This is a genomic window from Vibrio atlanticus, assembly GCF_024347315.1.
Lineage (GTDB): Bacteria > Pseudomonadota > Gammaproteobacteria > Enterobacterales > Vibrionaceae > Vibrio > Vibrio atlanticus.
This window is the reverse complement of the sequence record NZ_AP025460.1, coordinates 2,112,967-2,136,000: the sequence shown is the minus strand read 5'-3', so window position 1 is coordinate 2,136,000 and position 23,034 is coordinate 2,112,967. Positions and strand designations below refer to the sequence as shown.

The window sequence follows — 23,034 nt, the reverse complement described above, 5'->3', positions numbered from 1 at the left end:
GTCTATGGTCTTTAGATCGGGGATCAATATGTTGACAAAACATAAATCCCAAATACTATATGTGCCATTATTTATTAATAATGATTATCATTAAGATTTAGTTGAGGTTGTATAATATGGATGTCATCGTTTATTCCAAGCCACAGTGTGTGCAATGCACAGCAACGGTTAAGGCGTTACAGAGCAAAGGTATTGAGCATACAGTTGTTGATTTAACGTGCGACGAAATCGCAATGGAAAGAGTTCAATCAATGGGTTATCGACAAGCTCCCGTGGTTGTGGCCAATGACCGCCACTGGTCTGGTTTTAGACCTGACATGATCAGCGCGTTGGGTTAATGATTGTTTATTACTCTAGCGCTTCGGGGAATACGAAGCGGTTTGTCGAACAGCTAGGATTACCTGCGATTAGGCTTCCTACTGAGGCCAATGGAAGGACGCTAGAGATTGAGCAACCATTCGTACTCATATGCCCGACTTATGCCGATGGTGAGGGGCGAGGAGCTGTGCCTAACTCTGTTATAAGTCTATTGAATAACCCGAATAATCGAGCATTGATTAAAGGTGTGATTGCATCGGGAAATCGAAACTTTGGAGCTCTTTTTGCTCGCGGAGGTGCCATTGTCGCTGAAAAATGCAATGTGCCGCTGTTGTACCGTTTCGAACTATCTGGAATCCAGAGCGATATTGATATCGTGACAAATGGGTTAGAACAATTTTGGAAACATCATGAATAACCACTTTGAGAACGAGTCCCTTGACTACCATGCTTTAAACGCAATGTTGAATCTACTTGATGAACAAGGGACGATTCAGTTTGAGGCAGACAAGCAAGCGGCTCGACAGTTTTTCTTACAACACGTTAATCAAAATACCGTTTTCTTTCATAATTTAGACGAGAAGATCGACTATTTGCTCAGAGAGGGATATTACGAGGCTCAAGTTATTGAGCAATATGATCGCAGTTTTCTTCATCAAATCTGGGCAAACGCCTATCAAGCCAAATTTCGATTCCGAACGTTCTTAGGTGCTTATAAGTTTTTTACTTCCTATGCACTGAAAACTCGTGATGGTAAGCGATATTTAGAAAGGTTCGAAGACCGAGTGGTTATGACTGCACTGTTACTGGCTCGTGGTGACTGTGAATTTGCACTGGCACTAATGGAAGAAATCATTCATCAGCGCTTTCAACCGGCTACGCCCACTTTTATTAACTCCGGCAAAAAGAGCCGTGGTGAATTGATCTCCTGCTTTTTGTTGAGAATTGAAGACAATATGGAGAGCATCGGTCGTGCGATTAACTCATCGTTGCAACTCTCACGTCGTGGCGGTGGTGTAGCTTTACTTCTGACGAATTTAAGAGAGCAAGGTGCGCCCATTAAGGGGATCTTAAATCAAAGTTCAGGTGTCGTCCCTGTGATGAAATTGCTTGAAGACAGTTTCTCGTATGCAAACCAATTGGGGTCTAGGCAAGGCGCGGGTGCTGTCTATCTCAATGTTCACCATCCAGACATCATGCAATTTCTTGATACAAAAAGAGAAAATGCAGATGAAAAAATCAGAATTAAGACCTTGAGCCTTGGTGTTGTCATTCCCGATATTACTCTGGAATTAGCCAAGCAAAACAAAGATATGTACTTGTTTTCTCCCCATGATGTTGAGCGAGTGTATGGCGTACCTTTCTCTGAAATTAGCGTGACGGAGAAGTACCATGAAATGGTGGACGACCCGAGGATCCGCAAAGGGAAAATGAGTGCAAGAGGGCTTTTCCAAACGCTTGCCGAGATCCAATTTGAGTCGGGCTATCCATACATTATGTTCGAAGATACGGTTAATCAGGCTAACCCCATTCAGGGGCGTGTAAATATGTCTAACTTGTGTTCGGAAATATTGCAGGTCAACGAGGCGTCAAATTATGATGATGACTTGAACTATAGTCATGTAGGGCGAGATATTTCGTGCAATTTAGGCTCGATCAATATTGCTAAAGCCTTGGATGGAGGTCGACTATCTCAAACCGTTGATACCGCAATTCGAGCATTAAATGCAGTGTCAGAGATGAGCGCAATCAACAGTGTTCCTTCGATAAGAAAGGGCAACGATGAAAGTCATGCTATTGGTTTAGGTCAGATGAACTTGCATGGTTTTTTGGCTCGAGAACGCATTCACTATGATTCACCAGAGGCCATTGATTTCACCAGCAGTTATTTTGCCTGTGTTTTATATCACTGTCTCGTGGCTTCCAATAAGTTGGCACAAGAGAAAAAGAGTACGTTCAAAGGGTTCGAAGATTCTAGTTACAGTGATGGGTCTTTCTTCGACAAATATTTGCAGCAGGATTTCTCGCCAAAATTGGACGTGGTCCAAGATCTCTTTAGCCGTTTAGATATACGAATACCCACAGTGTCTGAGTGGAGCGAATTGAAACAACTCGTCATGAGCTCAGGGCTATACAACCGATACTTGCAGGCCATTCCTCCTACAGGCTCAATTAGCTATATCAACGACTCTACCGCTTCTATTCATCCCGTTACCGCTAAAGTGGAGATAAGAAAAGAGGGTAAAATTGGGCGAGTTTACTTCCCTGCGCCGTATTTGAATAACTCCAATTTAGAGTACTTCCGTGATGCCTTTTCCATAGGCCCTAAGGCAATAATCGATGTCTATGCGGCGGCCACTGAACATGTTGATCAAGGCCTTTCATTAACTTTGTTTTTTGACGATGAGGTAACGACGAGAGATATCAACAAAGCTCAGATCTACGCATGGAAAAAGAAAATTAAAACGCTTTACTACATCCGAATGCGACAGAAAGCATTAGAAGGTACTCAAGTCGAAGGGTGCGTGTCGTGCTCACTGTAATAAAGGGATAAACGCAATGAAAAAGATGGAATCCGGCCCCGTTCAAGCGATTAACTGGAATCGTATGATTGATGGCAAAGATCTAGAGATTTGGAATCGCCTGACGGTTAATTTTTGGCTGCCTGAAAAGGTACCTTTATCCAATGATATTCAAACATGGAAGCAACTAACTGAAGAAGAGCAAACGCTAACGATTAGAGTTTTTACCGGTTTAACGTTACTCGACACGATTCAGAATACGGTGGGTGCGCCAGCCTTGATGGAAGATGCGAGAACGCCTCATGAAGAAGCGGTATTAACCAATATCGCTTTTATGGAAGCCGTTCATGCTCGTAGTTACTCTTCTGTCTTCTCAACTTTGTGTACTACGCCGCAAATTGATGAAGCGTTTCGCTGGGCTGAAGAGAACCCTCTGTTACAGAAAAAAGCACAGATTATCCTCGACGATTATTTGGCTGAAGGCGACTCGTTAAAGAAAAAAGTGGCCAGTGTTTTTCTAGAGAGTTTCTTATTCTATTCTGGGTTTTATCTACCCATGCATTGGTCGAGTCGGGCAAAACTGACCAATACAGCGGATTTGATCCGTCTGATTATTCGTGATGAGGCGATTCATGGTTACTACATTGGATACAAATTTCAACTCGCTTACCAATCTCTTAGTGAGGAAGAACAGGCGAGAGTTAAGGATGAAGCTTATTCATTAATGTTCTCTCTTTATGAAATCGAAACACAATATACCGAATCGCTTTATGATCCTGTTGGCTTAACTGAAGATGTGAAGCATTTTCTACATTACAATGCCAACAAAGCATTGATGAATCTCGGGTTTGAAGCATTGTTCCCGGATGAGTTGTGTCAGGTTAACCCTGCTATCATGGCCGCCCTGTCGCCAAATGCTGACGAAAATCATGACTTCTTTTCTGGTTCTGGATCTTCTTATGTCATAGGTAAAGCTGTCGCGACCGAAGACGATGACTGGGATTTTTGAACGAATAGCCCGAGTATGAACTCGGGCTTGAAAGAGGATTACTTACCCTTGAATCGACATCATCGTTCTAAGGCTTGCCGTTTGAAAATTAGGTCACTCAGACGGCAGATTTTGCTTTAACTCTAAAAGCATTTTATAAGCACTTTCGCCAGACATTTCGTATGGGTTAAATTGATCCGAAGTCGAAAATTGTAAGTTCAACAGTTCAGTCAAATTAGACTGCGGAATGTCTCCCATTGACCAATCTCCAAACTCTCGACAATCAACTTCCTTAAAATACAGTATGGTCACTCTCTCGTGCCGCTTATCGTTTAGGATGTGATTGTAGGTATGGTTTACCGCCTCCCTAGAGCCTTCAATGCATTGAAGAAAGTACTTTTGATTATGACTGAGAAGCCCTGTTAGATGGCTCTGCCGATTGTGGTCTCGTGAGATAGTGAGTATTTCATCCAGTGCTTTGGAATCACAACATTCGGAAAGTGTACTGACATAAATTAACCGAGTTAGGAACATAGGCATCATTTCGAATTTTTGTTCAAAGGGTATTAATAAATATAAGCCAAGCTCATGGAATTGCGAGTTATTGGCCTAATTGTCACTCGGTGGCTTTTGGAAGAGAGGATGGTGATGAAGTAGCAAAGGACAGCTAGCAAGATGCGCTAAAATGAGCCGAATGTTGTTCATTCAATCATTCTAGCGACCTGCTTGCATCGAGTCTCTCGTTAGTCGTTAAGAACCGAAATCGATTCGACGTTGGAAGATGCATCGAATCGAACATTGACCAATACGCTTTCACGTTCAAAAGTCACATCATCAAAATCAGTGGCTGCGATCTTAAATCCATTCCTTGCGAATAAACTGGTCACTGTTGTTCGTTGTTTCTGTTCCATGGCGCTTGTCAGTAGTTCGTTCATTGTGATCTCCATTAAGTAACCGTGTGCATAGTGTAAGCGTACAGGGTCTAGGTTATGAGTTCAATTGCTTAATTAATAAGCTGTGTTGATGAGTTCAATTGAATGATTTTGGTATTCCAAAATGTGATAAATAAGAGGGTGGATGGCCGTATTACCTATGATAAGTATGGTGTAATGTGACCACCGTTCAGTAGACTTTTGGGTAGGGGTTTATTTAAAAAAATTCAATGTAATAAGTGGTTACAAATCGAACTAGTGTGGTTTGTGGTTTTACGTTTTTTCGAAATTACTTTGTATTGGTTCAGGTTATTGCGATGTCGCATCTTCGGCATCCTGTTTTAATCTTTAGCCATAAACGGACTTGATGACTTGATGGATTAGTAATTCTGCCGTTGCTTTTTGGATGTTGGGGTTTTTCAATTTAAGCGATAAGTCTTTGATCTAATGAGCAAGAAGGAACGTATTTCTGTTCATTTAATTGAAGATGAGTAGGCAAAGATGTTATCTAAAGAGACTGAATCAAGAATTATTGAAATGGCGTGGGAAGACAGAACGCCGTTTGAAGCAATAGAACTGCAATTTGGTTTAAATGAATCAGAGGTGATTCGCTTGATGCGCAGTCGTTTGAAGCTTGGCAGTTTCAAGTTGTGGCGTACTCGCGTTTCTGGTCGCTCTACCAAGCACGTAAAACTTCGTAGCTCAGATGTATCTAGAGGTTATTGCCCTACTCAGTATAAGCATCGTTAAATTGATACTTACGTAGATTTGTAGCCTCAATGGATATCCCTGTATGGAAAAGAAAGGAATAAAAGGAATGAAAAAGTTTATTACTCTATTTTTGGTATTGCTCTGCTTTGGTGTCAGCCATGTTCAGGCCAATGATGCGCGACTTAAGCAAGCTTACCAAAATCACCAAAGTGATGTTCAAGTACGTGGTTCGGGTTTAGTTTCACGATTGCTTCCAGACGATAATAAAGGCTCTCGACATCAGAAGTTTATCTTAAGACTCGACAGCGGACAAACTTTGCTGGTGGCACATAATATTGATTTAGCTCCTCGTATTCAGGGATTGAGAAAGGGCGATAGAGTTGAATTTTATGGGGAGTATGAATGGAACAAGAAAGGTGGGGTGATGCACTGGACCCACAAAGATCCTCGGAATCACCATGCTCATGGCTGGCTAAAGCATAATGGGAAAATATACGAGTAGACGCACTTGGCATGGCATCTCTGCCATTAAAGAGTATCTATAGAGTGTTAGAGATAGGCGGTGGAAAGCATGTCTCTCACTGGGTTTTGTTGTAACTTGGTTTTTAGTGATTTAATAATTTGAGGCTTTATGATTGAAGTGAATTATTTAGTTCAAGTCGTGAGTATTCCTGATGATCTCATTGAAGCATCACAGAAAGCGGGTTCAGACTTGTATATGACCTACAAGCTTTATCAGCTGCTTGTACAGTCTAATCTTTTTGTGGCGAGTTTGGTATATCGATGAATTTGGCAAAGTTTGGCTTGAAGTCAATTTGGTTAATGATGTGGGTGACCCAGAATTTCATACGATAGCTTTAGATCAAGGTACTTATCTGAAAATAGACACTGAATGCTATGAAGTGTTGGATGAGTTGAAATAGACGAAAAAGCCGATGGTTCGGCTTTATCATTGGCTCTCGATAGGTCTATTTGTAAGCTAACTTCGCTTGGTTATTTTTACATTAAACCCAACAGGAGACATCGTGAACGCAAACTGTTCAACCACAGCTTCAGGGGCTTGTTGTGGCTCGATGCTGAATTCTTTAAACAATGTATGAAAGGCGAGTTTTATTTCCATCATGGCCAATGAGCGTCCAGGGCATAGCCTTGCTCCTCCACCAAACGGCTGAAGGTTAGAGAAGGAAGCGCCATCTTTTTCTACCCAACGATTCGGGTTAAACGTTGTTGGATCTTCAAATAAATCAGGGTCAAAACCATTCGCGTGTAGCATTACAAAAACAGGTGTGTCTTTTTTTACTTCGATGTCACCAATCTGAGTGTCTCGTGTGGGTTCCAAATAAAGTTGTGGTGCTACCGGCTTTAATCGCATGGCTTCATACATCACCGCTGTCATATAAGGTGTTCGAGGAAGCGGCCATTCTAAGACCTTTCTCTTCCCTAGGGCGTCAAGTTCATCTTGTAAGGCCAACTCACTACTGCGATTGCCGCTGACTAAGAACGCCATCCATGCCAGTGTATTCGCTGTGGTATCTTCACCCGCTAATAGAAGGGTAATCGCATTAGCCATAATATCTTGGTCAGTTAATGAGGAATCTTGTTCTTGTTCCAATAACATGATTTGCAGCATGTTCTCTGGTGAATCTTTAAGGACTGGTTCGTGAACCAGACGAGCGCGTTGTTTTTCAATACACCCATAAACGAAATGCCCAATGTCTTCCAAACTGGTATCAAACAGCTTGTCTTTTTTCGTTTTGAAAAAACGCCACAATGGAATTGGAGAACTACAGCGTTGATTTATTACCGGAAATACGTTTTGTAAGCTTTTACTTAGTGGCACCGTTGTTTGTTCTATAGAGTTAAAGTCTTCCCCGAACGCTAGCAGAGATGTTACATCGACAGTGTATTTTTTAAATTCAGAGACTAATTCGACCACTTCTCCTGATTCCGCTAGCATTTCAAGGTGCTTTCCCAAACGCTCTGTAATCACGCTTAACTGAGGGTGAAAATGTTTAAGGTGACTCGGTTGAAACATCGGTTCTGTTAATTTTCGTTGATGCTTCCAACGTTCCTCTTCAGCAGAGAATACGCCATTAAGACCGATTTCATCAAAGACACTCTCGATATTCTTTAGGCGGCGAAACTCATCCGGTCTCGATTTCAACACTGATTTGATTTGAGCTGCATCAGACAATACAAGTACATCTTTCATGCCTAGTTTTAAACGAAAATGAGCACCGTACTCTTTAATCCAACACAACATTTGTTGATGAACATTGGACTTTTTTAAATAGCTCACATGTCCTAAAACACCAGAAGTGGGTGGCATTGGTAGTTGCTCAATTCGCTTCATTTGCATTTCCTTATGTATATCATTGATGGCGCGTAACAATACGGAAGTTACGGCTAGAGCGATAAGTAAAAGTCACCATTTAATTTAGCAAGTTTCCTGGTTTGTTAAGTAAAGGTATGTAAGTGAGTGGTTAGCCGCTAAGTTTACGAAACCTCGGAACCCGAGATTCCCCGACAATTACTTAACGAATATTCTTGATAGTGGACTAATTACGCCGTTGGCTCCTCTATCTATGATGTGAGTATATATTTGCGTTGTTTTTAGATCGGTATGTCCAAGCTGTTCTTGAACTGTTCTAATATCAGCACCGCTTTGAAGAAGGTGCGTCGCAAATGAATGCCTTAAAGTGTGGCAGGAAATGTTTTTCTCAATGTCGGATTTTTGGCTAGCGACCTTAATGTGTTTTTGTAGCGCTGTTGGATGAATATGATGCCTACGTAATTCACCTGTTCGTAAATCGGGGGCCAGACGAGCAGAAGGAAAAAGAAATTGCCAATTTAAGCTTCTTTCTGCACTCGGGTATTTTTTAGCTAGAGAGTCGGGCAGGTATACGCCAGAAAAAGCTTTATCATGTATATCTTGCTGATAGTATTCTGCGGATTTCTGTTGTTGTAACTTGATTGCGGGAAAAAGCTCGGGGGCTATTGTCACTATACGGTTCTTTCCTCCTTTTCCTTGCCACACTCGCACTGATTTGTAGTCATAGTCGATGTCTTGCATTCGTAAGCGTAGACACTCCATCAACCGTAGGCCTGACCCATACATTAATTGGTAAGGTAATTTGAAGTTAGGTGAGCAGTGGTTAAAGAACCTGCCAATTTCTTCTGGAGTCATAACCGTTGGCAACTTTCGGGATTTGTCTGAACGGCGAAACTGCATATCAAGTTCAATGGGTTCTTGGATGATTTCTTTGTATAAAAAGACTATCGCATTGAGGGCTAGGCTCTGCGTTTTCTGTGCTGACTTCCTATCAACAACTAAGTGCGTCAAGAAGTCTTCTACATGCCTTGAAGTCAAACTTCTGGGATGCTTTTTATTATGATAAAGAATGTACTGGTGAATCCAATAAATGTACGCCTGTGTAGTACGAAGAGCATAGTGTCTCCCCAACATATACTCTTGTATGTAGGCTAGAAATGGTGATTTTTGCATTTTAATTTTAACTGGTTATATATACATGAGTTTCAGTTTGGCACATCAATTCATTCTATATAGAAAAAATCTGTATTTTGGGATTCAGGCAGATGCTCGTAGTGCTTAAGTTGCTGTTAGTTTTCATAAAAACGGGGTATGGTTAACTTCATCAAGATACTAGATAGAAAAATTCTACATTTAAATGCAGAATTTTTCTGTCTAAGAGCTGTTAACTGGCATTAATAATTTTGAGGTGATTGTGAAACAAGCAGATCAAATAATAGAGTTATTGAGTGATACGTCTTTTCCTCAAGTAGTTTTGCTAGATGGAGGATGGGGTAGTGGCAAGACGCATTTTATACGTAATCACTTAATCGAAAGAATTGAACAAACCTTTTCACAAAAAGTTTATTTCTTTTCTCTGTATGGGATTTCAAGTATTGATGACTTTAGAGATAAAATAATTTCGTTGTCGCTGACAGATCAAGAAGAAGCGTCCGTATTTGCTAAATTCTTCGCCAAGGGGATTGATGGTGCGGCAAACAACTTAGGTGAAAGAGGTGTTGGAGCTGTTATAAGTGGTGCTGCAGGTGCATACAAGTATAAATTGTATGGTGAGCTTAATAATTGTGTCTTAATCTTAGATGATTTAGAGCGTGTAGCCGATGAGAAATTGGTTAAAAATATTTTAGGGGAGTGTTTAAGTTTAGCTGAGTCAAAAGACATCAGAGTTGTGTGTGTAGCTAATGAAGACAAACTAGATTGTAAAAGTGACGTAGAGAAAGTGTTTGCTGATAAGTACAAATTTAGTTTTACTCACGAAGAAGTGGTCGACATCCTAAAAAATACTTATGAAAGTATTGATGAACAATTAGCTAATGAACTTCTTTTAAATATAACATCTATTGATTCAAGAAATATTCGTGTTTTAAAACGAGCTATTGCAAAATTCACCCGTATTAAAAGCGAGATTGAAAATATTGATAATTTTATTTTAGACCAAGCACTATCGAGGGTATTGGGGGAGATCATTAGAATTTGTTGTGCGAAATTTGAATATGGATTTTCTAAAGAGCAAATTATTGATGCTATTGATACCCGAATTATTCGTCAAATGGCCGAAAATACTGAAGAATCTGAAAATAGTAAATATGAAAGGCTAGACAATATTTTTAGTGATAACTTCTATGGTGTAAATAAAAAATTAATTTCTTATTGTTGTGATGGGCTTTTTGAGTTTGATTCTTTAAAAGAAGAGCTTAATTTACCAATAAAACAAACACTTCTTGATTCAATGAAATCAATATGGGCACAAAATCAACTGTCAGTGGATGAATTTACAGCAGGTGTTACGTTACTTGAAGAGAATATGTCAACTGTAACTGATATTGATTCTTATCAGTGGTTTAGCATGTGTGATATATACCTTTATATGCTAGATAATAAAATTATAGAGTCGTCTAAATATTCTAAAGAAGAATTATTGGATATATGCAAAAGTGTCGAAATCAGTCGTTTTACTGTGCCAATTGAAAATGGCACATTCGATCATGATTACAGAACTAATTTTTATAATGAAGAAGTAAGTAAGGCATATTATGCAAAAAAAGATGAGATTGATATCTTATCTCGGAATAATAAGTACACAGATTTTTCTCAAAGATTTATTAAGTCGTGGTCTAGTGTTCAAAATGAAGCCCATCAAAGCTTAATGCATACAGCTATCTATCAAGATATTGGCGTTGAAGTAATTAGGGATGCCATCCTTTGTTGGTCTAATGAAGAGTTGTTCCAGTTCGTTAGGTTTAATCGACATCGGTACAGGTTTGCTAATATTCAAGACTTTTTTCAACTTGAGATTGAGACTCTTAAGGAGATATCTGCAATGCTTGTTGTCTTAAGTGGTGAGCTAGGTTTTGGGCTTAAGGTTGCTAGCATAGAAGAACTTCATACTTGTTTTGTAGACGCGTGTAGACGAATGGAAACTAATCTAGGTATAGCAACGGTTCAATCGTAGAAAATGCCAGTTAACAAATGCATCAACACGATTTACTACACTCGACAATCTCAGTTTGCCGAGTGTTTCTCGTTTTAAGCCGTCAATATTAAGTATAATTGCTTAGTAGTAAACGTGTTATGCAGGCGTTAGCACTCACAACAAATCGATAGTTTAGGAGCAAATTTAGAATGTATAAAAATTTGATGTGATATAATATTCTGATTTATAAGAAATTAAGAGTTGTTCCACAAAGGTTAGGTATTTTGAAAACAGATCAAGAATTAAAAGAGGCTGGTTTCACACTGTCAGGAGTTAAGCGATATCAGTCCACCGTAGGTGACTATGCAAATGTGCTCTATAAAAAATCACTTAATTTTGGTGATGCAGCAAAAGCAGAAGATATGCCAAGAGAAGTTACACATGATCACGTAAGGTCTTCAGCCAATGTCATAAGCAATACATTTGGAACAGAAAAGACGTCAAAATGGTGGATTTTGTGTCAAGTTTCAGAGTATGTCCTTACAGCTATTTCTGCCTACGCTGCTGCTAATTTGTCTAAAGATTGGGGAACTCCGGTTTTTGTCGTTGCAGTTGTCCTAGCTGGCGTTTTGGTAGCAACCCGTATTTCCAATGCAAAGTCGAAGTAGAGTAAATATAAAATGAAAGTTATTTATACAGAATCTGGCTCTCAAGCACTAGAAAACTATCAGTTATTACGTAAGCGAGAACTTGAAGAGTTTCTTCGAAAGAGGAAGTATGTGTTTGGTGACGACTTTGTTGAAATTACAGCGACGGATATCAAAAATGCTGAAAAGGAAATAACCTACGTTAAGCCAAATAGAAGAACATCTCTGCCAATGACTGCGACTTTGCTCAAGGTATATATGTTTGTAGGGCTTATCATGGTTGTTGTTGGTGTGTTTTATGAACAAATCATGGAGCTTATTTATGGTGGTGCTACCCAACAAATGTTGTTTATTTTTGGTGGTATAGCTTTAAGTTTAGTATCAGGGCTAGCTCACTATTATATTCAAAAAAGAGATGAAAGAAGAGCCATGCAAAAAGCTCTTGAAATTAAAGCTAAGAAGTTCGAAATATCGGAAGACTGAGTGCTAACTAATAAGGATTAAGGTGTTGCGTAGCCAACACTAAATCCCAAGTGTTGAACAAGCCCGAAGCCACTTTATTAAGTAAATTGTACGATTGAACTTGAAGGGCACATCGCTTTGAGGCTTTTCTCAAGGCGAGCGAGGTCAAGATAAGGTTGCGATAGCAATCTTATCAACCAGTTAGCTGTTTTTCGTTTCTTTCGTTGTCACATCTCCTCTGTTTTCGTCAATGCCATTCTCCTTATTATCAAATGCCTTTCGGCTACATGGGTCGGCTTACTCCAACGCACGCCATCTCATGTGCACAGCAAGGGCAGGTTCGTATCGCTTTGCTCCTTACCGGTGCTGGCACTGGCGGCATCCTATAGACCAAGTTCAACAGCAACAGCTGAATACGAACTCTTAAGGCTTGTGCTTGACCACGTAAAAATCCGTAGTCTCGAACTCGTTGTAGCCCTTTGGGGAGCGCGTGCTGCAAAATGAGCAGCAAGAACTTAAGGATGGGCAAAGTGCGCGTTCGCCATGCATTGGTCTGGCTCTCTTTATAGCGGAACGTGACCGTATCATCGGTGATATGGATGATGTCTTCATCAGGCAACACGCCACGATAGAGATAGCGAGCTAAATAACTCAGTGCAGCCTGACCATAACCAACCTGCCTACAATCGACCACCCATTGCTTGGGTATGCCACTCGGCAGCCACAACGTTGTATGCTGATTAATGGCCTCTAGCATTCTTGCTCGCCATACTTTGGCCAAAGCAAACGCGTTAAAAAGGTAATGCTTGTTGCCTTTGTGCCACGTTCGCCTTGATGGGTCGTATTGACCTGCCGCCACAATAATGTGCAGGTGTGGATGCAAGTTTCGTTGTCGGCTGTGGGTATGCAGCACGGCGGTAAAACCAAGTTCACCTTGCATCTGTCTTTTCGCAAAGTCCTTTAAAACCCCCGATGCCACCTTAAACATACCGTTATATGTCGCTCTAGGTTGATGTCTTGCTAAGACTCTTAGTTGATACGGCAAAGTGAAGGTCACCATGAAATAGTGAACAGGTAACCGCTTTTGCTGCTGACGTTGTAGCCAGTCAGAAGTGGTGCGTTGTTGGCATTGAGGGCAGTGTCGGTGACCACAAGAAAGCGGTAATCGGTCGTCGTGATGGCAGTGGCTGCAAAACCACTGTGACCGACCTTGTTGCTCTGTTTTGCAACGGAGCATCGCCGCAATGGCCCGATGCATATCGCCATTGAGCTGCGCATGATAGTGACGCTTAAGCGTAGAGTGGTGTTGGCGAAGCAGTTCAATAAAGGTACTCATGTAATGCTCCCCGTTAAGTCTAGAGCGTCAGTTAAATGGTTGATGGCCATCGCAGCATCGCGTTGTTTTAGCGCAGTCATTCGGGTGTAACGGGCTGTGGTATTAAGGCTTGCGTGACCCAGCAGCGTTTGCAGTGAACGCAGGTCAAGCCCTTGCTCAAGCAAGTGCGTTGCAAAGCAGTGTCTGAGAGAGTGGGGGCTGGCGTGTTTTTGGATGTCACACTCTTTGAGCACAAGCTTCATGGTTTTTTGAATACCGCCTCTGTCCATCGGTGCGTCGTCACCTTTTCCAAGCCCGGGAAACAGTAAGTGAGGGTGCTTGTGGCTGAGCCAGTGTGTGCGGAGTGCCTTAAGCGTTCGCAGAGGAAGCGGCACCATTCGGTCTTTGCCGCCTTTTCCTTCGCGTATGTGAACCCGCATCGTTTGGCTGTCGATATCGTGAACCGTGAGGTTGAGCCCTTCACCAAGGCGTAATCCCATGCTGTAAAGAGTTAAGAAGAAGACTTGATAACGGGCTTGTCGCGTGTGGTTAATCAGTGAGCTGACTTGTTGCGGTGTGAGTATGTCGGGCAGTCGTTTCACTTGTGGCGGCTTCACGATATTGAGCCACTCCCACTGTTTACCCAGTGTGTAGCGATAGAAAAACTGCAAGCCATTACGATCGAGTTTAATGGTGCTCCACGAGTGGGTTTGGATAAGAGACGCGAAGAACTGTTTGAGATCGGCCGTGGTTAATGTGTCAGGGACGCGATCGAAATGAGCGGTGATCCGACGAACCGCACGAGAATAGGCATCAATGGTCGCGGGTCGTTTACCTTGCAGCTTTAGGTTGGTAAGGTGTTGTTCATAAAGGGTGTTGTAGCGTTCTAAGTCGGTGGCATTCATAAGTTACTCCTGTCAACGACCATCAATATGATGGTGTTACAAGAGTATGGCTTGCACTCGCTTTACTCTGCCGCGCAGCGGCTTCGTTCAACAAATTGCTAAAGACGGACAGCCAACGCGTGGCATTTTCAGTTCCAATTGGATTTGTGTTTAAGGTGCGTTGCTTTAGGTTAAGTGTTGCGTTGTCTGCCACTTAGCAAAGCGTTATATTTTTCTGAGGTTTCGATGGAACAAATAATTTCTAGATCATTTGATGAAATGGTAGCGACTTACACCCGAACGCTAACAAATTTTTATCCAGCGCGAGGGAGTACTGGTTTCACAGAAGCCAACCAAGTTCATATCTACGTAAATGCCCTAATGAAATGTCTCGATGATGATCGAGCTGTATCATGGCTTGAGTTTCCGTGGGTTGAGAAAAAGCAGCACATTGATGGTTTTGTTTTTTCTCCTAAGCACAAAGCTGTTTTTTTCATTGAGGCAAAACGTTTATCTCACACAAAGAAAAAACAAGAAATTATAAACGATATTGAGCGTCTACATCATCGAGACAAAAAGTTCCTTCATGACAATGGGGTTACCGGTTTCGAAAGTGAATACGTAGTTGCTTTATCTGATGTCTGGCTTGAGACAAAGTGGAAACGTTCGATGCCTGAATGGTGGTGTGGACTAAACAATGTACCAGCGCAAGTTGTGGCACATGGTTCACTTAGTACTCCAGATAGTACAATTCACAATAGCTTGGTTGATCTAAATTGGCACCGAAGTACCCCATTTGCATACTGGATGGGTGAGCATTGTGAAAGCGTAAAAAACTACTGTTTACTGATGGCGGCATCAAAAATATAACAAATAAGGATTAAGGTGTTGCGTAGCCAACACTAAATCCCGAGTGTTGAACAAGCCCGAAGCCACTTTATTAAGTAAATTGTACGATTGCATTTGAAGGGCACATCGCTTTGAGGCTTTTCTCAATGCGAGCGAGGTCAAGGTAAGGTTGCGATAACAATCTTATCAACCAGTTAGCTGTTTTTCGTTTCTTTCGTCGTCACATCTCCTCTGTTTTCGTCAATGCCATTCTCCTTATTATCCAATGCCTTTCGACGAACCGCACGAGAATAGGCATCAATAGTTGCAGGTGGTTTACCTTGCAGTTTAAGGTTAGTAAGGTGTTGTTCATAAGGAGAGTTATAGCGTTACAAGAGTATGGATGGTAGCTGTTTTACTCTGCCGCGTAGCGGCTTCGTTCAGCAAACGAGTATGGCTCAGACGGGCAAGGATATTTTCGATCACATTGAATCAATATATTTTCTTCATATCTCGATAAAAATTTTCGTGCGAGCCGAGAGCTATTAGTTCGAGAGTTACAGTACCATCTTCATAGCTATAACCGAGCAATGTTAATTGCTTAACCATCTTAAATTTATGCACTCTCAAGAAAAACAGGTCACCTTTCTTCTGCTCACCAAGATGCGGATCTTCCATAAGGGCTCGAATAGCATTATCTAGATCCGTTTTTTGGTTCTTGTGTAATTTCTTGACCGCCTTCTTAAAAGTAGGTGTCTGAAGAATGTTGGTAATCTTAGTCAAAAGAGTAAGCCTCTAATTTACCTGCTTCCTTCTCAGCTTTTGCTATGACTGCTTGCTTTACGAACTCATAAGGTAGATCAGGGTTGTCTTCCATCATTTTCCCGATTTTAGCCCAGTGCTCAATTTGTTTTGGTGTAGTGCGGTTTAGTGCTTTAGCCATTATCGCAGCCTTATCAAAAAGATCTTGGTCAATACGTACACTTGCAGTAGCCATAATATGTCTCCTAATTTAGTTTGTATTTATATTGTAGTAAATCGCCACAGGTGTTGCAAATTGCGCCATGACAAGCATTTAAGCAGACTGTTACGCTTGTAATTTTCTACTAGGATTAGTTTCAGTGATTTCGGTCGTAGGTTTGAGTGTATAGGTAGTGTTGTCAGCGACTCAATTAGGCATTATGTGCTTCAGGCAAATTATCTTATGGAGGCAATAGTGAAAGATCCAGATGTCGAATTTTCCAAGTGGAAGCTAGAGAGGAAGAAAGGGAGTCTCAGATTTACTGCTCGTACATCATTTCCAGCAATCTTAGGCGTGATGGTAGGTCGAAGTATTGAACCGTTGTTTATGTCAGAAAGTGTTTGGGGCTGGGCGCAAACTACCGATGTATTGATGAGTGGTTTTTGGGGGTCGATAGGTGCTATCCCGTTAAGTTATGCAATATGGTGTTGGCGTGAGAAGAAGTATAAACATCATGTCGCTAATCTTCAGCAACGCAGATAACAAGCATTTAAGGCGGATTCTTATATGTACCTCTGGCCAAATTTTATGCCTGTATTTCTTAGCATCAAGTGAAATCGAAATTACCAGAACAAGGGTATTGGAAGTCGGCTACTAGTTACAGCTATTGAACACTCAGAGCTAACCTTTGCACTCAAATGAAAGAATAGATTTCGTGTTAACAGCGCTCTGTTTACTATTGGGTAATCGTGTCGTTCACGTTTTTTAAACGCCGTAATGTTCTACCCTAAGAAGTAACACTTTGTGGAGGTCTGTATGAATATCAAAGAGTCTGATTGGAAAATCTTTTGCGAGATAAAGAGTGAAGCTGCGCAACTATTTTGTACTCGTCAGCTAAATGAAGCCATCAAAACGATCACTGATGAATCAGAATCTGTAGGGGAAAGGTTTCACTTTATGTGCGAGTACTCTAAAGAATCTCAAAAGCAAATGAAGCTTATTTTTGATGGCCATTCTCGAAGCCGAGCATTTATCCAACTCATGCAAATGTGCGAGGAAGGTTTGGTTGTACCAAAACAATTCGAACGCCTTTCAGAGGAGCTCAAAAAAGACATTACGAACGCTCTAGAAAGAAGATCCTAAGGAAAGTCGGGTAATCAGGCCGCTTGACCTAGTAAATGTACGATAACCTTCCAAGATAAACTGCTACAACCATCCTAATATTACTCCTCTTTATTCGCTAATTCGGAATCGAATCCATGACTTTTGGCCAGGGAGGCTCAGTGTTATGTTTTGAAAAGTGAGTGTGCGAGCCTAGCGAAAAAGCGGTCTAGTCTTTGTGTTAGAAAAACTACTGTATAAGTCCACCTTTCGTCCACCCTTAATCCACCCAAGCAAGGCTGGGATAAAGTGGGGAGAGGAAAAGTTGATTATTTTCAGTGTATTGCGCGAGATTTGAGGCGTTTTTGAGGGCTCAGAAACGGTGAAACCCCGATGTTGGTAGCATCGGGGTTTCGAATTTCTAGATTTCTCGACTGGTAAGATCGATTATCTTTTCTATGCAGAAGGCTGGATTAATCCAATCTTATTCCTTGGTAGGGAACTAGATACGGATGAAGTCCATGTGCTCAACTTTAGGCTTGAACGCGTGACGTTGAACGTCTTGCGGCTTAACCTTAACTTCTGCGCCGTCAATCACTAGAGTGATTGTTTCGTAGAATTCAGGCTTATCCATTTGGTTGATCACGTCAGCGTGAACAAGTTCGATAGCTACAGCTGCTGCTTCGCCACCGTAGATTACAGCTGGGAATTTACCAGCGTGACGTAGGCGGCGGCTCGCACCTTTACCTAGTTCAGTACGTACTACTGCTTCAAATTTCATAGTTTTACTCTCAAATTAGTAAAAATTAACTTCACACCTCAATGCGACCTTGAGTATGTGGTAAAGCTTAGGCATAAACGAGTTCATGCTTAAGCGAGCGCGGATACTAACATCACATTCAAATCTGAGCAAGTCAGAAGCCCATCTCAAAGTGAATTTCCTTCGATAAATGATTCGTTTGGAGATAAAACGTTCACTAGCGCTTATTTACCCCATTTTATCGTCTTTTACATTGCCTATCTTATCTATTTATAGCGTTGCTAAATCATCAAGTTAATGAACGGAAAATGAATGTTTGCCTAAGACTTGGTTAAGGCTTGGTTGGTTAATCTTAGTGTTAATTAAACAGCAGAATGAATAGGTGAAAATATGGAACCGGTAAGCATTGTCGTAATTACGCTAAACGAAGAGAAACGCATCAGCCGCTTAATGGAAGAGTTGAGTGTGCAAACCCATCAAGAATTTGAGGTGATTGTTGTCGACTCGAACAGTGAAGACAACACAAGGGACGTTGCGCAAGCCTATGAAAACGCGTTGCCAAAATTAACGGTTCATCATATGGAAAATCGTGGTGTGAGCCTTGGACGAAACACAGGTGCTTCATTGGCGCAATACAACCGAATCCTTTTCTTAGATGCTGACGTGAGTTTGCCTCGAAACTTCCTTGCGAAAGCGCTTTATGAATTGGAGGAGAAGAAGCTTGAAGTGGCGGGTGTGTACATGAGTTCCAAAGGTCTGCCGCTTGTACACAAGTTTGGTTACGGGCTATTTAACGCAGGCTTATTTACTACCCAGTTCTTTTTCCCGACGGCGATTGGCGCCTGTATTTTTTCGACTAAACGAGCGCATGATGAGATCGGCGGTTTCGATGAAGAGATCGTCCTGTGTGAAGACTGTGACTACGTAAAACGTGCGAGCAAAACATGGCGATTTAGATTCCTGAATATGACCTTTGGTTTTGACCCACGTCGTTTAGACCAAGATGGCGTTGTGAAGACAGGCTCAACTTATCTTAAAGCCAATGTAAGACGCTTCTTCAAAGGCGAAATGCGTAACAACGAGATGAACTACAAGTTTGGTCACTACAAAGAACAGTAAGTATTGAGGTTGTTATGTTTGATGGACTAGGGCTGTTTCTGGGGGCATTGGGTGATGCTCTCATTGGCCCAAACCTATTTGTACCGGGAGAGCCCTTTTTTGTTGCAGCGGGCTTTCAACTGTATTCAGGAGCATGGATGGCGTTGGTTTTGGTCATGTTAGGTGGTTTGCTTGGTGACCAACTCAGTTATTTCATTGGCTATAAATACGGTGCGAAAGCACAGCGAAGGCTCATTAAGTTTCGTCCCAAAACCAAAAGATTAATTGCGCGCTGCCGTTACCTAATTGCTCGCAAAGGCACATACATCATTCTTTTTGCTCGCTTATTAGGGCCTATCGCTTGGGTTGTGCCATTTATAGCGGGCTCACATCGTGTACGGTGGCGCAATTTCAGTGTGTTGGCGTTTATCGGCTTGGCTCTTGGTGGTGGACAGTTCATTGCTTGGGGCATGTTACTGGCGCACGGCGTTGAAAACTTCCCGTGGCTTAATAGCCTTAAGATATTTATCTCTGAGCATAATAGTTTGATCGCCGGTGTGTTCACGGTATTGGTTTTCACCATTATTGGTTATCGAATGAAGTGGCGACGCTTGGTGCTTAAATCCAGTGCGTTGCTGTTGGCGTGGGTATTGTTTGCGAACTACGCACACTTTTTCTGGAAAGCGGATGATTTTAAGAATCAACCAGAGACGGCTCAAATTGACAAAGTCGACTGGAATTCGGTTACCTATAAAGCGTTCCCAGGCAAATCTTCATTCTACTCGGCACAAGCTATCAACGTACTATATGTTGGAGCAACCCCAAGAGACTTAATGAAACAATTGGGCTGGATAGAAAATCAAACTTTCTCTCGAAATGAGATTGAATGGGCTGGCTATCTCGCATTGCTTAGAGACAAAACGCCGCCAGTGTCCGATTTGTATTGGCGAGACAAGCCACAAGATATGGCGTTTCAGTTGCCGGGTAATTTGATGAAGCGCAGCCACATTCGCTGGTGGCGCGCTGGTGTTGATGTTCAAACTAACCAGCCTCAGTGGTTAGGTGCAATCAGCTATGATGATGGCCTTAAAGTCACCCCTTACTCAGGCATTGTGACCATACTGCATAACATTGACCCTAATGTTGATGAAGAACGAGATAGGCTTGCTAATCAGATACGAACGTCACTGCCAGATATTGATCTAGACAAGTACCCATTAGCTACGGTGGAAGTGATCGATGACGATCATGACTATTATACTGATGGCAGGATTTTGATGATCGGAGTAGCAACCTACCGCGATGATTCACAAGCTTTGGATGTTGCTGTGAACGATATATAGGGTCGTATGTAAGGTCGATTGAACTAAGCCCTAGCGTTGTGCTAGGGCTTATCGTGTTTACTTGGTTTACTTAGCGCGTTTAGCTTACTTAACCTTTGCTTAGTTTTAGCACCAGAGAGGCTCTTAATCCGCCCATTGAACTCTTGCTGAGCGTTAGGCTGCCTCGGTAGCTGTGCGCCATTTCATTCACGATGTTAAGCCCTAAGCCTGTTCCTGGCGTGGTTTCATCAAGTCGAACGCCACGTTTGGTCACTTGCTCAAGTTTCTCTTCAGGAATGCCTTGGCCATCATCTTCAATCACCAATTCAATGTTGCCATCGTCGAGTTCATTCGAATGGACTCGGATAATGCTGCTCGCCCATTTGTAACTGTTCTCGAGTAGGTTGCCGACCATTTCATCAAGGTCGGTTTTTTCTACTGCTACTTCAATCTCAGAGTCTAACTCGTTAATCATGGTGACTTCGTTGGCAGCGTAGACTTTATCAAACGCCATTGAGATAGCTTCAACACGCTCACAAGGTGATGACTTCACCGAAAGAATGTTCATTGCACCTGCCATGCGTGCACGGCCAAGATGATAATCTATTTGGTTCTGAATCTGATGAATGGGTTGTTGTAACAAGGTCTTATCATCATCTGGAAGTCGCTCTATCTCATTTTTCAAAACCGACAGCGGTGTTTTCAAAGCGTGAGATAAGTTTCCAGCGTGGTTACGCGCTCGCTCCAATAACTCTTGATAGTGGAAGAGTAGGGCATTGAGGTCAGAAACTAATGGAGAAACTTCTTTCGGGTAGTTGTCGCTTAACCCTTGTTGCTCGCCGTTTCTTAACATCACCAGTTCACGTTGCATCTTACTCAGTGGCAATAGTGACCAGCTGACTTGAATACCAATCAACATCAGCACCCCCACAAACAGCAACATCAGAATCAACCAGACTTGACCTGTAAGTTCGGTCAGTGTGGATTCTAATGGGTCTTCATCAATACCAATGGTGATCGTGACAGGATCGTTCAGTTCAGGCAGATAGATATCCTGCTCGATGTAAATCAGCTTTTCTTTCTCAGGCCCTTTGATTGAAGTATGAATCGGCGAACGCTTGATGGTGAGGTCTTTGTCCCATAGAGATCGAGATCGAATAATCTGGTCTTGGGTAGCAGCTCGCCAATAAATACCACTGTAGGGTTGGTTAAACCTAGGGTCAGACAGACGCTCTGCCATGATGAGGTTACCACTGTCGTTGGTTTCTATGTTGGCGGTTAACTCGTCCATGGTTAGGCTGAGCTGTTGCTTGACGTCATCGACCAAGTAATCGTTAACCAACTTAGGTATTCCGACGCCTGCCGCTAATATCATCGCACCTAGCCAAAAAGCCGCGGCGAGGAGCAAGCGGCTTTTTAGACTGACGTTTTTAAGTGTTCGTTTTTTTAGATTCATACGTTACCAGCCTGTCTTTGCTCATCTTGCTATGAGAACAACGACGATCAGCACAGGCTGTCCACTAATTGGAGATTGCTCTTAGCTTAATTAAATACAGCATTATTCAGCATTCAGTTGGTAGCCAAGGCCACGAACAGTTTTGATGATCTTTGGTGCGATTTTCTTACGAATACGACCGATGAACACTTCAACCGTGTTTGAGTCGCGGTCGAAGTCTTGCTTGTAGATGTGCTCGACCAACTCAGTGCGCGAGATAACCTTGTTTTGGTTATGCATGAAGTACGCGACAACTTTATATTCTAGCGCCGTGAGGCTAACCGCTTGACCTTGCCACAACACTTTAGAGCTGCGTGTGTCTAGGCTTAAATCACCAATTTGAAGTATAGGAGCAGCACTGCCTGACGCTCGGCGTAGTTGAGCACGAATGCGGGCTATCAGCTCGACCATTTCGAATGGTTTAGTTAGGTAATCATCAGCGCCTGCATTCAAGCCTTCTACACGTTGGGTCAGCGTGTCACGCGCACTTAATATAATCACTGGCGTGTTAATGTTTTCGTCTCGAATGCCTTTTAATACGGTTAGGCCGTCAAGCTTAGGTAGACCTAAATCGAGAACGATGGCATCCCACTCTTCTGATGTTGCACGGTAGAGTGCGTCGATACCGTCTTGAGAAAGTTCTGGAACCCAGTCGGCTCCCTCAAGGGTTTCTAGAATTTGTTGGCCCAAGCGAGGTTCGTCTTCAACGACTAAAATTTTCATAATTGTTCTTCTTAATTCTTGTAATGACTGTTCGTTGTGCTTAGCTCTTCGTCGTACGTAACTAGTCGCCGTGTTTAATTGCGTCTTTAAAGTTGCGGCCTTTAATCATGAGCATTTCTAACGTCTCAGCGTTGTATTCGACTTTGATGATGTTGTTTTGGTAATTGATTTTTAGTTCATACACCCAAATATCATCGTCTTCTTCTAGCTCTACTTTAATGATTCTGCCATGAAGATCGTTCTCAACGGCCGCATACATTTCTGAGAAAGGGCGAATATAGCCTTCGCGTACGGCTTCGTAGACTTCGTCTTGATCTTCTTCAAATTCGATACGGGTTCCCGCTTTATGGACATCTTGTACAAGATCATGACCGTTATGATCTGAGTCAGCCCACGCACTAGCGGCGACACATAAGCCTAAGCTTAAAGAAAACATAGAAATCATAACTTTACTAAACATAGCGAATCCTAGAGAAGGTTGATAGCGTTCAGTATAAAAAAG

27 protein-coding genes and 1 pseudogene are annotated in these 23,034 nt (G+C 42.0%); 15 read left to right on the top strand and 13 right to left on the bottom strand.

Annotated features, from left to right (window positions below; genetic code table 11):
• The first annotated feature begins 116 nt into the window (after positions 1–116).
• The 4 genes from nrdH to nrdF are packed head-to-tail and all read left to right on the top strand — an operon-like array spanning position 117 to position 3,849.
• Positions 117–338: a glutaredoxin-like protein NrdH gene (nrdH, locus tag OCV30_RS09490; RefSeq protein ID WP_009847124.1), complete on the top strand. Its 222-nt coding sequence runs from the start codon at positions 117–119 to the stop codon at positions 336–338.
• The gene (gene nrdI / locus OCV30_RS09485) at positions 338–736 is read left to right on the top strand and encodes a class Ib ribonucleoside-diphosphate reductase assembly flavoprotein NrdI (protein ID WP_065680436.1); all 399 of its coding nucleotides are present in this window, start codon (positions 338–340) and stop codon (positions 734–736) included. The genes nrdH and nrdI overlap by 1 nt, the downstream gene beginning before the upstream one ends.
• Positions 737–779: 43 nt before the next feature.
• Complete coding sequence (gene nrdE / locus OCV30_RS09480) at positions 780–2,861, top strand: class 1b ribonucleoside-diphosphate reductase subunit alpha (protein WP_338115227.1); 2,082 nt, start codon at positions 780–782, stop codon at positions 2,859–2,861.
• A gap of 16 nt (positions 2,862–2,877) precedes the next feature.
• Complete coding sequence (gene nrdF / locus OCV30_RS09475) at positions 2,878–3,849, top strand: class 1b ribonucleoside-diphosphate reductase subunit beta (RefSeq protein ID WP_065680434.1); 972 nt, start codon at positions 2,878–2,880, stop codon at positions 3,847–3,849.
• Between the two features lie 93 nt (positions 3,850–3,942).
• On the opposite strand, the gene OCV30_RS09470 is transcribed toward nrdF, so the two are convergent.
• Both OCV30_RS09470 and OCV30_RS09465 read right to left on the bottom strand, forming a co-directional pair.
• Positions 3,943–4,362 (bottom strand): BLUF domain-containing protein, encoded by a 420-nt coding sequence (locus OCV30_RS09470; RefSeq protein ID WP_017097344.1) that lies wholly within the window; start codon positions 4,360–4,362, stop codon positions 3,943–3,945.
• Positions 4,363–4,571: 209 nt separating this feature from the next.
• Complete coding sequence (locus OCV30_RS09465; RefSeq protein WP_009847119.1) at positions 4,572–4,763, bottom strand: hypothetical protein; 192 nt, start codon at positions 4,761–4,763, stop codon at positions 4,572–4,574.
• Positions 4,764–5,261: 498 nt separating this feature from the next.
• On the opposite strand from OCV30_RS09465, the gene OCV30_RS09460 reads away from it, so the two are divergent.
• From OCV30_RS09460 to OCV30_RS09450, 3 genes are all read left to right on the top strand, one after another.
• Positions 5,262–5,510 carry a TIGR03643 family protein gene (locus OCV30_RS09460; RefSeq protein ID WP_009847118.1) on the top strand — a complete coding sequence of 83 codons (249 nt, stop codon included), beginning with the start codon at positions 5,262–5,264 and terminating at the stop codon, positions 5,508–5,510.
• 67 nt (positions 5,511–5,577) lie between these two features.
• The gene (locus OCV30_RS09455; RefSeq protein ID WP_029222999.1) at positions 5,578–5,973 is read left to right on the top strand and encodes a DUF3465 domain-containing protein; all 396 of its coding nucleotides are present in this window, start codon (positions 5,578–5,580) and stop codon (positions 5,971–5,973) included.
• Positions 5,974–6,102: 129 nt separating this feature from the next.
• On the top strand, positions 6,103–6,258 hold the full coding sequence (locus OCV30_RS09450; protein WP_244499067.1) for a hypothetical protein: 156 nt from the start codon (positions 6,103–6,105) through the stop codon (positions 6,256–6,258).
• Positions 6,259–6,450: 192 nt separating this feature from the next.
• Here OCV30_RS09450 and OCV30_RS09445 read toward each other — a convergent pair whose 3' ends face one another.
• Both OCV30_RS09445 and OCV30_RS09440 read right to left on the bottom strand, forming a co-directional pair.
• Positions 6,451–7,824: a cytochrome P450 gene (locus OCV30_RS09445; RefSeq protein ID WP_065680433.1), complete on the bottom strand. Its 1,374-nt coding sequence runs from the start codon at positions 7,822–7,824 to the stop codon at positions 6,451–6,453.
• Between the two features lie 177 nt (positions 7,825–8,001).
• Positions 8,002–8,976, bottom strand: a complete 975-nt coding sequence (locus OCV30_RS09440) for an integron integrase (protein ID WP_065680432.1) — start codon at positions 8,974–8,976, stop codon at positions 8,002–8,004.
• A 241-nt stretch (positions 8,977–9,217) separates the two neighbouring features.
• Between OCV30_RS09440 and OCV30_RS09435 the strand changes: the two genes are divergently transcribed.
• From OCV30_RS09435 to OCV30_RS09425, 3 genes are all read left to right on the top strand, one after another.
• Positions 9,218–10,975, top strand: a complete 1,758-nt coding sequence (locus OCV30_RS09435; protein ID WP_065680431.1) for a P-loop NTPase fold protein — start codon at positions 9,218–9,220, stop codon at positions 10,973–10,975.
• 245 nt (positions 10,976–11,220) lie between these two features.
• The gene (locus OCV30_RS09430; protein WP_065680430.1) at positions 11,221–11,604 is read left to right on the top strand and encodes a hypothetical protein; all 384 of its coding nucleotides are present in this window, start codon (positions 11,221–11,223) and stop codon (positions 11,602–11,604) included.
• Between the two features lie 12 nt (positions 11,605–11,616).
• A complete protein-coding gene (locus OCV30_RS09425; protein ID WP_065680429.1) occupies positions 11,617–12,066 on the top strand; it encodes a hypothetical protein in 450 nt (149 codons plus the stop codon).
• Between the two features lie 262 nt (positions 12,067–12,328).
• Here the strand turns inward: OCV30_RS09425 and OCV30_RS09420 are convergent, their stop codons facing one another.
• Together OCV30_RS09420 and OCV30_RS09415 are read right to left on the bottom strand one after the other, a co-directional pair.
• Positions 12,329–13,381: an IS91 family transposase gene (locus OCV30_RS09420; protein ID WP_065680428.1), complete on the bottom strand. Its 1,053-nt coding sequence runs from the start codon at positions 13,379–13,381 to the stop codon at positions 12,329–12,331.
• Positions 13,378–14,265 (bottom strand): site-specific integrase, encoded by an 888-nt coding sequence (locus OCV30_RS09415; protein WP_065680427.1) that lies wholly within the window; start codon positions 14,263–14,265, stop codon positions 13,378–13,380. The genes OCV30_RS09420 and OCV30_RS09415 overlap by 4 nt, the downstream gene beginning before the upstream one ends.
• A gap of 225 nt (positions 14,266–14,490) precedes the next feature.
• Here OCV30_RS09415 and OCV30_RS09410 point away from each other — a divergent pair, with 225 nt between their 5' ends.
• Entirely contained in the window at positions 14,491–15,114 is a 624-nt protein-coding gene (locus OCV30_RS09410) for a hypothetical protein (RefSeq protein ID WP_065680426.1), read from the top strand.
• A gap of 251 nt (positions 15,115–15,365) precedes the next feature.
• Here OCV30_RS09410 and OCV30_RS09405 read toward each other — a convergent pair.
• The 3 genes and pseudogenes from OCV30_RS09405 to OCV30_RS09395 all read right to left on the bottom strand — a co-directional run.
• Positions 15,366–15,461 (bottom strand): annotated as a pseudogene (locus OCV30_RS09405) (integrase); the annotation flags it as partial.
• Positions 15,462–15,564: 103 nt separating this feature from the next.
• Positions 15,565–15,855: a type II toxin-antitoxin system RelE/ParE family toxin gene (locus OCV30_RS09400; RefSeq protein ID WP_009847097.1), complete on the bottom strand. Its 291-nt coding sequence runs from the start codon at positions 15,853–15,855 to the stop codon at positions 15,565–15,567.
• Entirely contained in the window at positions 15,848–16,069 is a 222-nt protein-coding gene (locus tag OCV30_RS09395; protein ID WP_009847096.1) for a TA system antitoxin ParD family protein, read from the bottom strand. Before OCV30_RS09395 ends, OCV30_RS09400 begins: the two co-directional genes overlap by 8 nt.
• Before the next feature lie 186 nt (positions 16,070–16,255).
• Here OCV30_RS09395 and OCV30_RS09390 point away from each other — a divergent pair, with 186 nt between their 5' ends.
• The gene (locus OCV30_RS09390; protein ID WP_065680425.1) at positions 16,256–16,576 is read left to right on the top strand and encodes a hypothetical protein; all 321 of its coding nucleotides are present in this window, start codon (positions 16,256–16,258) and stop codon (positions 16,574–16,576) included.
• Positions 16,577–16,849: 273 nt separating this feature from the next.
• Positions 16,850–17,176, top strand: coding sequence for a hypothetical protein (locus OCV30_RS09385; RefSeq protein WP_065680424.1), 327 nt, complete (start codon positions 16,850–16,852; stop codon positions 17,174–17,176).
• Positions 17,177–17,636: 460 nt separating this feature from the next.
• Here OCV30_RS09385 and rplY read toward each other — a convergent pair whose 3' ends face one another.
• Positions 17,637–17,915: a 50S ribosomal protein L25 gene (rplY, locus tag OCV30_RS09380; RefSeq protein WP_009847093.1), complete on the bottom strand. Its 279-nt coding sequence runs from the start codon at positions 17,913–17,915 to the stop codon at positions 17,637–17,639.
• 369 nt (positions 17,916–18,284) lie between these two features.
• Here rplY and OCV30_RS09375 point away from each other — a divergent pair, with 369 nt between their 5' ends.
• Together OCV30_RS09375 and OCV30_RS09370 are read left to right on the top strand one after the other, a co-directional pair.
• Positions 18,285–19,013, top strand: a complete 729-nt coding sequence (locus tag OCV30_RS09375; RefSeq protein ID WP_054540994.1) for a glycosyltransferase family 2 protein — start codon at positions 18,285–18,287, stop codon at positions 19,011–19,013.
• A gap of 14 nt (positions 19,014–19,027) precedes the next feature.
• The gene (locus OCV30_RS09370) at positions 19,028–20,335 is read left to right on the top strand and encodes an LssY C-terminal domain-containing protein (protein ID WP_065680423.1); all 1,308 of its coding nucleotides are present in this window, start codon (positions 19,028–19,030) and stop codon (positions 20,333–20,335) included.
• 88 nt (positions 20,336–20,423) lie between these two features.
• Here OCV30_RS09370 and OCV30_RS09365 read toward each other — a convergent pair whose 3' ends face one another.
• The 3 genes from OCV30_RS09365 to OCV30_RS09355 all read right to left on the bottom strand — a co-directional run bounded on the left by OCV30_RS09365 (position 20,424) and on the right by OCV30_RS09355 (position 22,992).
• Complete coding sequence (locus tag OCV30_RS09365) at positions 20,424–21,770, bottom strand: ATP-binding protein (protein WP_065680422.1); 1,347 nt, start codon at positions 21,768–21,770, stop codon at positions 20,424–20,426.
• 102 nt (positions 21,771–21,872) lie between these two features.
• Positions 21,873–22,532, bottom strand: a complete 660-nt coding sequence (locus OCV30_RS09360; RefSeq protein ID WP_004734666.1) for a response regulator transcription factor — start codon at positions 22,530–22,532, stop codon at positions 21,873–21,875.
• Positions 22,533–22,593: 61 nt separating this feature from the next.
• A complete protein-coding gene (locus OCV30_RS09355; RefSeq protein WP_017060378.1) occupies positions 22,594–22,992 on the bottom strand; it encodes a PepSY domain-containing protein in 399 nt (132 codons plus the stop codon).
• Positions 22,993–23,034: the final 42 nt, after the last annotated feature.

What these genes read in the sequence shown, in the direction of transcription:
- nrdI (WP_065680436.1), top strand. Translation starts at nt 338, where the DNA reads ATGATTGTTTATTACTCTAGCGCTTCGGGGAATACGAAGCGGTTTGTC.
- nrdH (WP_009847124.1), top strand. Translation starts at nt 117, where the DNA reads ATGGATGTCATCGTTTATTCCAAGCCACAGTGTGTGCAATGCACAGCA.
- OCV30_RS09465 (WP_009847119.1), bottom strand. Translation starts at nt 4,763, where the DNA reads ATGAACGAACTACTGACAAGCGCCATGGAACAGAAACAACGAACAACA.
- OCV30_RS09360 (WP_004734666.1), bottom strand. Translation starts at nt 22,532, where the DNA reads ATGAAAATTTTAGTCGTTGAAGACGAACCTCGCTTGGGCCAACAAATT.
- OCV30_RS09415 (WP_065680427.1), bottom strand. Translation starts at nt 14,265, where the DNA reads ATGAATGCCACCGACTTAGAACGCTACAACACCCTTTATGAACAACAC.
- OCV30_RS09410 (WP_065680426.1), top strand. Translation starts at nt 14,491, where the DNA reads ATGGAACAAATAATTTCTAGATCATTTGATGAAATGGTAGCGACTTAC.
- OCV30_RS09460 (WP_009847118.1), top strand. Translation starts at nt 5,262, where the DNA reads ATGTTATCTAAAGAGACTGAATCAAGAATTATTGAAATGGCGTGGGAA.
- OCV30_RS09365 (WP_065680422.1), bottom strand. Translation starts at nt 21,770, where the DNA reads ATGAATCTAAAAAAACGAACACTTAAAAACGTCAGTCTAAAAAGCCGC.
- OCV30_RS09470 (WP_017097344.1), bottom strand. Translation starts at nt 4,362, where the DNA reads ATGTTCCTAACTCGGTTAATTTATGTCAGTACACTTTCCGAATGTTGT.
- OCV30_RS09395 (WP_009847096.1), bottom strand. Translation starts at nt 16,069, where the DNA reads ATGGCTACTGCAAGTGTACGTATTGACCAAGATCTTTTTGATAAGGCT.
- OCV30_RS09385 (WP_065680424.1), top strand. Translation starts at nt 16,850, where the DNA reads ATGAATATCAAAGAGTCTGATTGGAAAATCTTTTGCGAGATAAAGAGT.
- OCV30_RS09370 (WP_065680423.1), top strand. Translation starts at nt 19,028, where the DNA reads ATGTTTGATGGACTAGGGCTGTTTCTGGGGGCATTGGGTGATGCTCTC.
- OCV30_RS09455 (WP_029222999.1), top strand. Translation starts at nt 5,578, where the DNA reads ATGAAAAAGTTTATTACTCTATTTTTGGTATTGCTCTGCTTTGGTGTC.
- OCV30_RS09425 (WP_065680429.1), top strand. Translation starts at nt 11,617, where the DNA reads ATGAAAGTTATTTATACAGAATCTGGCTCTCAAGCACTAGAAAACTAT.
- OCV30_RS09355 (WP_017060378.1), bottom strand. Translation starts at nt 22,992, where the DNA reads ATGTTTAGTAAAGTTATGATTTCTATGTTTTCTTTAAGCTTAGGCTTA.
- nrdF (WP_065680434.1), top strand. Translation starts at nt 2,878, where the DNA reads ATGAAAAAGATGGAATCCGGCCCCGTTCAAGCGATTAACTGGAATCGT.
- OCV30_RS09450 (WP_244499067.1), top strand. Translation starts at nt 6,103, where the DNA reads ATGATTGAAGTGAATTATTTAGTTCAAGTCGTGAGTATTCCTGATGAT.
- OCV30_RS09420 (WP_065680428.1), bottom strand. Translation starts at nt 13,381, where the DNA reads ATGAGTACCTTTATTGAACTGCTTCGCCAACACCACTCTACGCTTAAG.
- OCV30_RS09440 (WP_065680432.1), bottom strand. Translation starts at nt 8,976, where the DNA reads ATGCAAAAATCACCATTTCTAGCCTACATACAAGAGTATATGTTGGGG.
- rplY (WP_009847093.1), bottom strand. Translation starts at nt 17,915, where the DNA reads ATGAAATTTGAAGCAGTAGTACGTACTGAACTAGGTAAAGGTGCGAGC.
- nrdE (WP_338115227.1), top strand. Translation starts at nt 780, where the DNA reads ATGTTGAATCTACTTGATGAACAAGGGACGATTCAGTTTGAGGCAGAC.
- OCV30_RS09375 (WP_054540994.1), top strand. Translation starts at nt 18,285, where the DNA reads ATGGAACCGGTAAGCATTGTCGTAATTACGCTAAACGAAGAGAAACGC.
- OCV30_RS09445 (WP_065680433.1), bottom strand. Translation starts at nt 7,824, where the DNA reads ATGAAGCGAATTGAGCAACTACCAATGCCACCCACTTCTGGTGTTTTA.